Raw genomic sequence first — 12204 nt, 5'->3', positions numbered from 1 at the left:
TGTATTTAGATTTTAATCTTTCCGGTGACGGCGTGGGCGATGAGGATTTGTTTGAATTCCTTGAGTTGCTTGATCTGTTCTGTGAGCGAGCTTGTAATTGTTGCTTGGCTGGAATTGAGGTCTTTTACTTTCGCTAGGAGTTCATTTTGAGAAGAGAGCGATTGAGGAATGCTGATCGTAAGGTTTCTGATGCTTCCCATACCAATGTTGTTTGCCAAACCTCCAGCACCGCTGACCGCTGCCACAATCTGTTCTCTCGCATCTGGAGTTCCGAGGGCGATGGCGAGCAGTTCTGGAATTACCATTTCATGATTGGGAACCAACCTGAAGATCTTGTCGGAAAACATTCTGCCAGGTTCTGTTTCATGAACATAGGCTGCAGATCCTATCAGATCTAGTGAGCCATTCGCGCGAGACATCAGAATGTCTCCTTTTTTGACTTCAATGCTGGGACGTGGCGTTAAGCGTGCAGGCAGTGGTTTGTATCTATCTTGGTAATACGTACCGCCGTTTACGCATCCGGCAGTCAAAACTCCCCATCCGGATGGCAAACCGCTTGAGTCGCTGCAGTCTGGGCTCCACCCTTGTTCGATTCTTTTCAAGAAGCGTTTTAGGAGGATTGGTTTTTCAGTGGTTTGAAACCACTGGTTGATGAGGATGGCTTTTTGCTCTTTGAGCAGGGCGATCAAGCGCTGCTTCTTGCCGATCGCTTCGTCGATCTCCGCCGCCTTCTCGTCCAGAAAATTGGCAATGCGTTGTTGCTCGTCGAGGGTGGGGAGAGGTGTTGGGATCTTTTTGAAATCCTCGTAGTGCATGTCCCATTGGCCGACACGCACGCCGTACGAGAGTGATGAATACGTGGAGATGTAGACCTTTGATCGGAGCAAGTAGTGGGCGAACTTGGGATAAATTCGATCAGGTCGAGTTTCGCATGTAATGTAGGCTGGGCTAACCAAGCCTTGGTGTTCGCTTATTCCCATCGAACCTTGCCATGCTTTCATTTTGTTGACTACCAAATCACCCGGTTCGACGACCTTGTAGTTTGACGTGTCGAGGGATGTGGCGTTGTGATTGTCGTCTCGGGAATCCTTTGGGATGACTCCGTATTCACGATAGACTGACAAAATGTCTAAGTCAGGTTGGCCTCTGTCGGCTTTTAGGCGGGTAAAGCTTCGTATGTTTGCGAGTTCCCAATGGCTCGGAATCTCGCCCAACCAATCCACGCCGCTGTCGCGATAGCTCTCGTAGCGTGGGAACTCGATCTTGGCTGCGGCGGTGATCACTTGGCGACCTCCCCGAAGCTGACGATTTTTTTGAGGAGGCCTTCGGTTTGTGCTTCCAGCTGGAGGATGTCGGCGGTGACGTCTTCGAGGGAGCGGAGCGGCTGATGCTGGTAGAAGTATTTGTTGAAGCTAATCTCGTAGCCGATTTGGGTTTTGCTGAGATCGAGCCAGGCGTCTTCCACGTGAGGACGCACTTCGCGGAGGAAGTAGTCGTGGATATCCTCGTTAAGCGGAATGTTTTCAGTGTCGCGCAGGTCGGAATCGGTCTCGTATTCGATCCACTCGCCGGGCTGTCCGCTGGGCCAGTAGCCGAAGTCGGGCAGGTGTTCTTTCGTGGTACCCAAAGTTTGGAGCAGGGCGGCGAGCTTCTTGCCGCTCAGCTTGTGGACCTTTTTGACGATCTTGGCGGCGGTTTCCTCGGTCCAGCTAACGGCGTTGAGGATTTGCTTCTTTTGGGTGGCGGAGAGTTTTTCCTCCATTTCCTTAAGGGCGGAGTCGACTTGGTCGGTGAAGCGGTTGAAGTCGTCGAAAGTGGCATCGCCGATTTTTTCGTGCAGCTGCTGGGCGACTTGCATGAGCTCGCGCTGGGCTTGCCAGACCTTGGGATCGAGCAGGGCCTTTTTGTTTTTGGGCGAGAGGTTGAGGTCTTCGCGTTCGAGGTAGTCCTCGATGGTTTTCTTCTTTTGCGGGAGTTCCGTGTAGAGGGCGTCGCCCCAGCGCTCGTAGGCCCAGCGCATGGGCTCCTCGATGGCGGAGACGAAGCGGAGGGTGGCGACGCGTTCGGCGGTAAACTGGGCGGCTTTGCGGAGCGGGCGTTCGACGGTGACCTTGTAGTAGCCGAAGTCTCGGTTGGCAAAGACCTTGGACGTGCCGTTGTCGGGCATTTCCGAATACAGGCGCATGATCTCCTCGATGTGCTCGGGGGCGAACTCGCAGTTTTTGTTGCCCAGGTTTTTGCGGAGTTTTCTGAAGAGCTGGGAGGCGTCGATGAGCTGGACCTTTCCTTGGCGTGCGGCGGGCTTGTTGTTGGAGAGGATCCAGATGTAGGTGGTGATGCCCGTGTTGTAGAAGAGGTTGTTCGGCAGCTGGATGATAGCGTCCAGCAGGTCATTTTCGATGAGGTAGCGGCGAATGTTGCTCTCGCCGCTGCCGGCGTCGCCGGTGAAGAGGGAGGAGCCGTTGTGGACGGAGGCCACGCGCGAGCCCAGCGGGGAGGCGTCGAGTGACTTCATCTTGCCCGCCATGTCCATGAGGAAGAGCAGTTGACCGTCGGAGGAGCGCGGGGTGGCGGACTCCTCCTTTTCCTCGCCTTGGAAATTGGTCAGTCGGACTTGGAAGCGCGGGTCGAGGACATCCTTTCCGTCGAGGATGAACTTCTGGTCGGACTTCCAGGATTTGCCGTAAGGCGGGTTGGACAACATGAAGTCGAAGCGGAGGCCGGAGAAGTCGTCGGTGGCGAGGGTGGAGCCGAACTTGATGTTTTCCGGATTGTTGCCCTTGATCATCATGTCCGACTTGCAGATGGCGTAGGTCTCGCCGTTGACCTCCTTTCCGTAGAGGTAGACCTCGGCGGTGGAGGCGATGGGGCCGTCCGGGTGGGTGATGAAGTCCTGTGACTCGGTGAGCATGCCGCCCGAACCGCAGGCACCGTCATAGACGGTGATGACCGGCGGGATCCGGTCCTTGATCGGCTCGAAAAGCAGGTGGGTCATCAGCTGGATGACCTCGCGCGGGGTGAAGTGCTCGCCCGCCTCCTCGTTGTTCTCCTCGTTGAACTTGCGTATGAGTTCCTCGAATACGTAGCCCATGCCGAGGTTGGAGAGCGGCGGGAGCTTGCGGCCGTCGGGGTCGAAGGCTTCGTGCGGGCTGAGGTTGATGCGCTCGGCGGTGAATTTCTCCAGGACGTCGAGCAGGACGTCGGCATCGACCATGGTGGCGATCTGCTCGCGCAGCTTGAAGCGGTCGATGATCTCCTTGACGTTGTCCGAGAAGCCGTCGAGGTAGGCCTTGAAATTGGCCTCGAGGATTTGGGCCTTGTTGGATGCGGTGGAGACCAGCTTTTTGAGCGTCCAGTCGGAGGTGTTGTAGAAAACATAGCCGGAAGCTTCGCGGAGGCCTTCCGGGTCAAGGTCGGTGAAACCTGCGTCCTCGCGCTGGAAGCGAACCTCTTCGAGGACGGCCTCCTTCTTTGGCTCGAGCAGGCAGTCGAGGCGTCGCAGTACGAACATGGGTAGGATGACGTCGCGGTACTTGCCGCGCACGTATACGTCGCGCAGGCAGTCGTCGGCGATCGACCAGATGAAAGAGACAATCTTGTTGTGGGAGGAGTGGTCCATGGGAAAGGGTTTGGAATCCTAGCGGTTTAGGTCTGTAGCGAAAGTTTGATTACAAATTAGCACGACGAGGATCACAGCACGGCTCCGTGCTGTAAAGCCCACTCGGTGAAACCTTCCGGCGGGTTCTTGACGTCAGTGATCCGAGTGCCCTTCAGGCTGCGAATGCTTTGCCAGTTTTCGATATAGCCGAGGTCGGCACCGGAGAGATCTGCGTTTTCCAAATCAATTTCCTCGAGGTCGGCACCTTGGAGCTTGGCTCCTGCAAAGCTAGCATTTTTCCATGAGCTCCAGTTTAGCTTGGATGAGCCAAGCTTTGCTCCATCCAGGACGGCGCCATCCATACGCGCGTAGTGGAAAACAGCGGCGCCAAGATTGGCTTCTGAGAGGTTGGAGCCTTCCAAGGTGATATGAGTGAAGTCGTATTGCGAAAGGTTTGCACTGCGGAGATCGGATTGAACAAAGGTGACCGCTGAGTGGTTGATCTCCTCCATGTCGATGCCAGAGTCTACCAATGATATCAGAAGCTGCCCCCGCTCGGGACTGAGGGGAGAGAGCAGTAGTTTCCCATCGTCGCCGAGGAAACGGTATGGCCGAAGTGAGCGGCTCAAAGCTACGATTCGCCCGGTGAGTCGGTCAGAAAGACGATATAAGGGTGGGTGCTCCTCGTCGCGGCGGCGGGGCCTCTTACCCTCCAGTTCGCCCGACCCCGCATCTTGTCCAAGGTTTCTGGTGACGACGGCGTCTACTTGGATGTTTGCGGCGTCGAGTTCCTCGTCGATCTCATCCAGTATGCTGGTGAGTTCGAAAACGAGTGAGGATCTGCGGGCCGACTCGGCTAGGACGTTTTGATCGGAGAGGAGTTGGTTCTGGATCGCGAGTCGTTCGTTTTGAGTTTCGAGCAGGACTTTCTCCGCGTCCAAGGTATCGTTTTGGTGAGCGAGAAGATCATTAGCCTGCCAAGCGATAACGAGACCAATGATTGCGGTGATCGCTATTCCCCCTGTTACCACTTTGTTGGGAGAGACTATCGTCCAGATCAGAGCGTGCCATGCAGCTTCACGTCTCGGGTCGTCATCAGCTAACCTGTGGCGCTCATGGAAAAAGTTCTTGAGTACCGCGAAAAGCCGATGCTACTGACGCCAAAGCGCCGCCTCGATTTCCTCAGGGGAGTCGAATCGATTAGAAAGCGGAGAGGGATTGGAAGGAGGAGAAGGCAAACGCTCGGGTTATTGTCAATTTAACAGAAAGCGGCTGAATACACGCAATAGACGTAAGTAGATTTGCGAGGTTAATATTCGATGTGATTGAAATAGTGCAACGCTCCTGCGGAAAGGAGCGTGTGCCTTGGTCTATCACTCCGGACGTGGGGGCGACTGCGGAGGGTTGTTCCCACTCCTGGAAGGACTCGGGATGTAACGGTGACGCAGTTGTGGAGAGTACGGATTAATTGGCTGTCAGACCTCCTCCGGTCGCTTAGAAACCAATTTTCCCAATTTAGATTGCGAGTGAAAGAGGTCCTCTTCTTTCGCGGAAAACGAAATGTGGCTACTGCTCTTCGCGAAGGGGGCCTCTTTCCTTGAGAGATGTGTTCGGGGTGCTCTCCTGAGTGTTGATTTAGGATCTGGCTCTATCCTTTCAAAACCGTTGCTGGCAGGGCTGTTTTCTGCAGCCGCTACGGCAATCGTACTAAGCTATCTTTTTGGATGGATAGTGGGCTTCAATGATGAGGTCTTGGAATATCCATGCGGGTACGAATAGGTGGTGTGACTCGTAACTTTGGCCGTAGCGGTTAATCGTCGTTTGGGTTTGCGTCGGTAGTGTTCTGAGGAGCATTTGGCGCTTTTCGGCAACGCGCTTCCTGAAAGCGTGAAAAGGCACTGCTACGGCGCGATGAGTGTCCTTGAAAATCCAGACGAGGTAGTCTGTCTGTTTGCCGAAGTACCCAGGTATCTTCTTCTCGAACACGGACCAAGTTTCGACAGCAAGGTCATCGTTGCCAAATCGGCGCGGGTCTAAGGATCTGAACTTTAAGTCAGTTTTTAGATGCTGATTGTCCCTAAGCCGAATTAGGGCATCGGTGCCGCTAATGTCTTCGCGATCCGTCACCGAAGTTTGAAGATTGACGAGGCCGGGGAATAAACCGCGTAGGATTTTTACGAGCGGCAGTCGATGCGTGTCTAACAGAGATTGGGAGAGGTCTTCTTCGAAGTAAGTGGCCATATGACCACTATGGCAGATCGAAGGAATTAAACAAGTTTAAAGTATCCGAATAAAGGATACTACTCACTGATAACGCCGAAAAGTGGTGTGCTCCTGCACTGCTTTGAGGCAATCCTAAACAACAGGAGCTAATCTTAAAGTAAAATGAACAACAAGTATGTAACGAAAGATACGGTTCTACGCGTCAAAGGCGGCGTCGAAATCGTTGATCATATCCAATCCCAAATCCCGCTCAGGCGAGATGGGGACTCTCTTCGTGGGACTTCCCCGTTCTGTGAGGATGCTCGAAACGAGTCCTTGGTCGTCCATCCTCAAAGGCAACGATTCGAGTGTGAAGCCACTGGAATTTCCGGTGACGTTATCGAATTCGAGATGCGTTCGAACGGCCTCGAGTTTGTAGAGGCAGTCGAAATGCTGGCGCTGAGTCACGAAATTTACGTCGAGTACGGTGCCCGGCGAGGCTTCGAAAACAGGAGGCGGTTTAGTCGCTGAAAAGCTCGTCAAACTATCAACAAGGAAAGACCGTCGATTCATTTCGGCGGCCTTTTGAATGTAATTAAAGCTATGATACATAAAGAAAAATACGAATGTGTGGTACTCGAACTCGACAGTTTGCTGGATTGTTTGGGCACCGAAGCTGAACGTTTCGAAGCACTGAAAGAAGTGCTCTTAAAAACGGAGATGCAAAGCCCGAATGCACTTCTTCAGATCGTTTCTTCGGACATTGTCGTCGACAAACGTACTGCTGGACGAGCAGATCGAGACCGGGAACTGGAGCTCTTTAGTTTCGCGAGGCGTTTAGGTTGGGAGATCTCTTTTCCAAGCAGACGCCGAACCTTCGACGCTATTGCCGAGATCTGTCGGCGAGCAGAGGAAACGAGTCTATTGATTGTCAGTGCCGACGAAAGGCTGCTGGGATGCCTTGGACCTAATGTTGACTTGTCACTCTTTCACAATGGGCACCATGAGCTATGGAGCCGCGGGAAGTATCTGGACGCTTTTGGAAATTCGCCTGAATCCCATTGGTTCGTAGATTCAGCCGTCATTTCCGAGATCGATGTCTCGAGGCTGGAGCTCGAGCGTTGGTTCGAATGCTCCTCTAAATGGTTCGAGCCGGGCCAGCTAGTCCATCTTGCAGCAGCTGAGTTCGAGCTCAGTCGGGAGAAGGCTCTTCAGTTCCGAAAGCGAGCGGCCCTCTTTTGCCCGGTGGCCAGCGACTATCAGCTAACGATTCCCGGAAACGACTGGGCCTATGCAAGAGACCCGGGAAATCGACTTAGCGAAGGCCGCCCCAATGGTCGCAATCCCAAAATTCAAGTAAGTAAAAATGAATACGGAAGCCTATGATTGGGTCATCGTTGATGCCGAAGGCCTTATTGGAGACGAACGAATAATGAAGGAAATTCGAGCTGTGCAGTTTTATGCTATCCTCGATTCCCTCAAGGACGCTTACCCGGATTCGCGGCGGCACGTTGTCGCTTTTGATGCCGATGAAGGTGAAGAAACATCTCAATGGAGAACCGCTCTGTTTAGCGAAGCGGCATCTCAAGGATGGGTTCCGCTCAAGAGCTCTTGCCGCGCATTCGACACGCTTGCTTGGTTCGCCTTTTCGTTTCTCGACTGTGCTTCAGACACTTGTCTTGTCGTCGGCAAAGACGAGCGTTTGTTCGGCCTGCTCTCGGGGAAGGTCGATTTGCTTCACCGGGGAGCTGATGGGTTAAAGATGTGGACTACGAACCAATACCAAAGCAGCCGCCGGCACACACCGGAAATGCACTGGCTGTATCTCGCCGCTGGAGGCGATTCGGGAATGCAGGATTCTTTGTCGAATGTCGAACGAGTCATTTACAAAGATGAAATTGCCGAATGGCTGATTAAGGTCCCTGTCGATAGCTTATCCGCACCTGAATTCCTCGATCGGCTTCGTTCGATTTTACCAAAGCGACTCACAACTCAAAGTGAGTCGCTTTTTCGTTATTGGCTCCATCGGAGAGGTTCTAGCGGTGAATGAGCGCGACATTTCTATCGGCGTGGCTAGGGGCTATCTCCGTATGGAGCGTTTTGGAGAAGCGATCGACGAGTTGGAAATGCTGCAATCTCAGTTTGGAATCTGTGACGACAGTTTTGAATTAATGATTTTTGCATTCGTACAACTTGGTGAATTGGAGGCCCAAAATGAGTACTCGAGGAGGGTTTTATTCGAGACTAACTTTAGCCATGGCGGAGCTTGGGCTAATTTGATTTACAACTACGGCACAACTGGGAACCTCAGGGTTGCCCATATTTGTATAAATCGAGCCCTAGCTGAATGCGCAGGTAGCGCAGATGTGAACTACGAAGCGGCTCGCGTTTATTGCCTTGAAGGAAATCTAGCTCGCGCCGCGAATTTCATGATGAAGGCAATTGGCTTCGACCTGGACAAACGAGCCTGGCTTTCGCGTGACCCTGATTTCGAATCCTTGCGACTCTTTTTCAAGCGCGGGATGAAATAGTCCACGAATCAAGCGAACCCTGTAAAGGGTCCGCTTTTTTCGATACTGAGCCACGCAGAAAGGAGGTTGGGGATTCGCGGCGTTTTCCCGTAAGATCCCTTGGTTGCACTCTCTAAAATTTTAAGAGTTTGAATCAGATCCTCATCTTAGAGTTCGAGAGGGAAGTGTTTGGCCCATAAACGTGTTCGTTAAAAGGGAGAAAAAAAAGAAGAAAAATAATTTGGAGCTGGGGAGATTTATCCCATACAATAAGTATCAAGCAGCTTCACACAGTTCAGCTACCTGGGAGGTCTAAGGAGGAGAGCAAAAGTTCTCACCGCTTACCGCTGCTCACTGGCTTGCTTGCATTTGGGGCCAATCATGTTGTCGGTGTCTTGGCCTTCCTGCTCGGGCAAATCTTGAAGAAGGTTTGTGAAAACGATCAACGTTTGAATCGGATCGAAAGTCTTCTCACCGAGATTCTAAGGGCAGTAGAGAACGGCTCGGTGGAGAAGAGGTACTACCCTATTGACGAAGCAGAGTTCTATTGCGGCATCCGCAGTAAGGATCGGCAGCACAGGAAATTTATTCGGTTTGTGGAAGAGGAAGGAATAACCGCAAAGATGATCAATACGGGTTCTGATCTTGTCTTTGATAGGTTCGAATTGGACGAAGCGATGGCGAGGAATCGCGAGGAATTTGATTGAGCCAGTTGAACATTTGGCTCGAGTCCCGTGTGGCCAGAATTCCAAAAAGCGAATAGCAAAGGAATGGCTAGTCCTCTTCGCACAGTTTCGGACTAACACATTTCCGGGAATAGCCGGAGGATGGCTTTGTTTGTTCGCTTTGCTGTCTAGCCGATCTGGTTTCGCTGGCTCGCCACATTCAGGTAGCTCGATGCGCCGAAAGTGGCGGAGACCTTACGGTGTGCTTCATTATGGTGAAAGGTCCGTAGGGAAAATCAGGATCTAAATCAAAACTCGGAACGAAATTCCAGCCTTCGAGTGGCTTGCGCCAATTTGTAACCAATAAAATAGAATAAGAATAAACAGTTGGAGATAAAAAGGATAAGAAGAGCATGCATCGGATTTCTAATCCGAGGGTCGGGGGTTCGAGTCCCTCTTGCCCTACCATCCGCTTACCGTTGAAGGGCGTACGGTTTGATTATCTGTAAACGATACATGGATACTGAATTGCTTGGTACGCCTTGCGTGTTGATCACAGGTCCTAAATCCAGAGCACGCCTGTAGGAGGAATGAACGCTAGTTCTATCCTAAGAGCCGACCCCGGCCGAAATAGAAGCAACTATCGTTTCGGAGAGAATGTCCTTTGTGAGTGTCTCTGATTTCGGCCCACTTGGGCTATCAAACTGGACGTTGAGCAATCCACTTCGCGAGAGTGTGCTTCAATTGGGTAAAGGAAACAGGTTTTGAGAGGTAGTCGTTCATGCCCGCTTCGTAGCATCGCTCCCTGTCCTCAGGAGTTACGTGAGCCGTCATAGCTACGATCGGTATCAGAGCTTTTTCTTTGCCGAGCTTTCGAATGTGCCGACTGGCAGCGAAACCATCCATTTTTGGCATGCTGATATCGAGAAGAATGAAGTCTAGGTCCTGATCGCGAGCGGCAGCGACGGCTTCGATGCCGTTTTTTGCGGTGGTCACGTGGTGTCCGAGGCTAGAGAGCAAGGAGTCCATCAACTCTCGATTTACTGGTTCATCCTCTACGAGTAATACTCTTACGCCAGCATCCAGGCTAAATGAATCCAGATCGTCGGCGACTTGTCTCGACTTCGGTGTGTAGCTGCAAAGTTTTACAGGTATGTCCATCCTGAAGCGGCTTCCTTTACCAACTTCGCTTTCGCATACGATTTCGGAGTCCATCGCTTTTGCGATTCGCTGGCAGATCGCGAGCCCGAGTCCCATGCCTCCCTGCTCACGTGTCCACGACCCGTCTATCTGAGAGAATGGTTTGAAGAGCTTGTCTTTGTCGGACTCTGCTATGCCTATGCCTGTGTCGACTATCTCGATTGTCAGAGTGGCCTTTCGCGCTCCCTTACGGTCCAGCTTTGTCCGAAGGGTGACTGAGCCGTGGTTCGTAAACTTGATAGCGTTGTTCGTCAGGTTTAGCACGATCTGCCTCAGGCGACCTTCGTCGATTGAGATGTTACTGTTTTGAACATCGCCGAGGCACTCCTCTGAGGATTCGAAGGCTAGCACGACGCCTTTTTCGCTCGCCTGAGGGCGGAGGAGGTTGGCGACCTCTTCGCAAAGGCTCTGCACGTGAACGCTTTCCTCTTTCAGCAGTAGGGTCCCACTTTCGATACGGCTGAAATCGAGAATGTCCTCAATGAGTCTCAGGAGTTGAGCGGCCGATTGTCTGATCAGAGCCAGTTCTCGAGTGTGAGGACCGCTGGGCAGATCTCGCTGGATCTTCTCTACGTATCCAATGATTGGATTCAAAGGAGTTCGCAGTTCGTGGCTGGTTGTGGCGAGAAATTCGCTTTTTGCGACAGAGGCGGCCTTGGCTGCTTGGATCGCTTCCTGAAGAGCGAAGTTTTGAATCCGTAGGTCTTTGGTGCGCTGTTCGACGATGCTCTCTAAATTCGAATTTACCTCCCGTAAGGAGCGGTCGCGATTGCTTATGGTTTGCAACATCGCGTTGAAGCTATCGACGAGCGAACCAATCTCGTCGTTGTATCGCTTGACCGCCCGTTTCGAAAAGTCTTCTGAATCCTGAACCTGAGTAGCGATTTTATCTAGCTCGCGAATTGGCGTCGCGATCAGCCATTGCATCTTTGAGGCGAGAAAGATGGAGACCAGCATGCCGCCAGCTATGAGTAGGACGCTTGCAGCCATGCTACGGTATGCAGAGGCCATGAAGGGGCGGGTGTCCGCTTCGAGAGAGAGTTGTCCGATCCGCTCTCCGTTTAACTCGATAGGGTGCGTGATAAGGATTGAGTTGGTTTTCCACACAGGTGCAGATGACTCTTCATATTTCAAAGGTGGGCGTTGTTCGTCTTGACTGTAATTTGCGAAAGGGACGCGATTGCGGTCGTATAAAGTTGCTTGGAGAATACCAGGTTCGTGCGAGAGAGCATTCAAGTGCTCCCTTGCGGTGGCGTGATCTTCGAATCTGAGGGCCGCTTGATTGCTGCTCGCGATGATTTCGGAAATCGTGTCCAGCGAGCTCAGGCGCATTTCCTTGAATTCCTGCCAATCAAGATAGACCGCGATAGAGCAAAGAGAAGTAAGGGTGACGAAAGACGAAACTGCGCAGATGGCGACAATCTTGGAGGAAATGCGCCACTGAAAAACGAGCTTTTTGGTCTTTTCGATTATGTTCATCGGCTCTTCGGCTCGATCGCAAGTTCCAGCAGTTTGGAACTGATGACGACCCCACTTTCGCGAACGTGATCTCCTTCAATGTAGAAACGTAAGCGGTTTCTTCTTACAACGAACTCTACGCAACCGCCATTTTCGACAAAACCGTCGTCGGTCCCGATCGTAAGGGTATTATTGTCCTTACACTTCGAGAAGATTCTCTGCCAGTGCTTTCGATTCGAACCACCCACGAATACGATATCAACACCGTCGAACGAATCGGTCGCAGTGATAGCCTGGACTAGGATGCTCGGTTTACCGGTTCGCTCGCTTGCCCGCTTTCTGAGGTAAGACTCCACTTCGGGTGCGTCGATAATGCCGACGGTAATGAACTCAGCATTTTCTTCACCATCCCAGCGAACGAAGTCCACGAATCCTTCGATCCAATTGGCAGTGGAAGAGTCAATTTGAAGCGTTTGTCCCTGCAAGCTTGCCCTTCCTGCTAGCAGTACGAGCAAGAAAGCTGCGAAGGCAGTCAGGAACTTGTGGATTGCGTGTGGCATGCTGTCGGTCG

General features: G+C 52.2%; 11 protein-coding genes. 5 read left to right on the top strand and 6 right to left on the bottom strand.

The genetic code is table 11. The annotated features are described in order from the left end of the window. Nucleotides 1-5: 5 nt before the first annotated feature. The 4 genes from QEH53_RS00725 to QEH53_RS00710 form a co-directional block, all read right to left on the bottom strand. On the bottom strand, nucleotides 6-1283 hold the full coding sequence (locus QEH53_RS00725; protein WP_309021197.1) for a restriction endonuclease subunit S: 1278 nt from the start codon (nucleotides 1281-1283) through the stop codon (nucleotides 6-8). Next, the gene (locus QEH53_RS00720) at nucleotides 1280-3619 is read right to left on the bottom strand and encodes a class I SAM-dependent DNA methyltransferase (RefSeq protein WP_309021196.1); all 2340 of its coding nucleotides are present in this window, start codon (nucleotides 3617-3619) and stop codon (nucleotides 1280-1282) included. The genes QEH53_RS00725 and QEH53_RS00720 overlap by 4 nt, the downstream gene beginning before the upstream one ends. Nucleotides 3620-3690: 71 nt before the next feature. Then, on the bottom strand, nucleotides 3691-4629 hold the full coding sequence (locus QEH53_RS00715; protein WP_309021195.1) for a pentapeptide repeat-containing protein: 939 nt from the start codon (nucleotides 4627-4629) through the stop codon (nucleotides 3691-3693). 676 nt (nucleotides 4630-5305) lie between these two features. Continuing rightward, on the bottom strand, nucleotides 5306-5839 hold the full coding sequence (locus tag QEH53_RS00710; RefSeq protein ID WP_309021194.1) for a hypothetical protein: 534 nt from the start codon (nucleotides 5837-5839) through the stop codon (nucleotides 5306-5308). A 144-nt stretch (nucleotides 5840-5983) separates the two neighbouring features. Between QEH53_RS00710 and QEH53_RS24310 the strand changes: the two genes are divergently transcribed. The 5 genes from QEH53_RS24310 (at nucleotide 5984) to QEH53_RS00685 (ending at nucleotide 9017) form a co-directional block, all read left to right on the top strand. Beyond that, nucleotides 5984-6331, top strand: a complete 348-nt coding sequence (locus tag QEH53_RS24310) for a CHC2 zinc finger domain-containing protein (RefSeq protein ID WP_369426393.1) — start codon at nucleotides 5984-5986, stop codon at nucleotides 6329-6331. 72 nt (nucleotides 6332-6403) lie between these two features. Further along, a complete protein-coding gene (locus tag QEH53_RS00700) occupies nucleotides 6404-7186 on the top strand; it encodes a hypothetical protein (RefSeq protein ID WP_309021192.1) in 783 nt (260 codons plus the stop codon). Continuing rightward, nucleotides 7167-7850, top strand: a complete 684-nt coding sequence (locus QEH53_RS00695; protein ID WP_309021191.1) for a hypothetical protein — start codon at nucleotides 7167-7169, stop codon at nucleotides 7848-7850. The genes QEH53_RS00700 and QEH53_RS00695 overlap by 20 nt, the downstream gene beginning before the upstream one ends. Beyond that, nucleotides 7798-8331 (top strand): hypothetical protein, encoded by a 534-nt coding sequence (locus QEH53_RS00690; RefSeq protein WP_309021190.1) that lies wholly within the window; start codon nucleotides 7798-7800, stop codon nucleotides 8329-8331. Before QEH53_RS00695 ends, QEH53_RS00690 begins: the two co-directional genes overlap by 53 nt. A gap of 338 nt (nucleotides 8332-8669) precedes the next feature. After that, complete coding sequence (locus QEH53_RS00685) at nucleotides 8670-9017, top strand: hypothetical protein (RefSeq protein ID WP_309021189.1); 348 nt, start codon at nucleotides 8670-8672, stop codon at nucleotides 9015-9017. A 657-nt stretch (nucleotides 9018-9674) separates the two neighbouring features. On the opposite strand, the gene QEH53_RS00680 is transcribed toward QEH53_RS00685, so the two are convergent. Together QEH53_RS00680 and QEH53_RS00675 are read right to left on the bottom strand one after the other, a co-directional pair. Further along, nucleotides 9675-11654, bottom strand: coding sequence for a response regulator (locus QEH53_RS00680; protein WP_309021188.1), 1980 nt, complete (start codon nucleotides 11652-11654; stop codon nucleotides 9675-9677). Next, a complete protein-coding gene (locus tag QEH53_RS00675) occupies nucleotides 11651-12193 on the bottom strand; it encodes a YfiR family protein (RefSeq protein ID WP_309021187.1) in 543 nt (180 codons plus the stop codon). The genes QEH53_RS00680 and QEH53_RS00675 overlap by 4 nt, the downstream gene beginning before the upstream one ends. Nucleotides 12194-12204: the final 11 nt, after the last annotated feature.

It is taken from the genome of Pelagicoccus sp. SDUM812002 (genome assembly GCF_031127835.1).
Taxonomy (GTDB): domain Bacteria; phylum Verrucomicrobiota; class Verrucomicrobiia; order Opitutales; family Opitutaceae; genus Pelagicoccus.
Note: the sequence above shows the minus strand (reverse complement) of the source record. Positions and strands in the feature narration are given on the sequence as shown.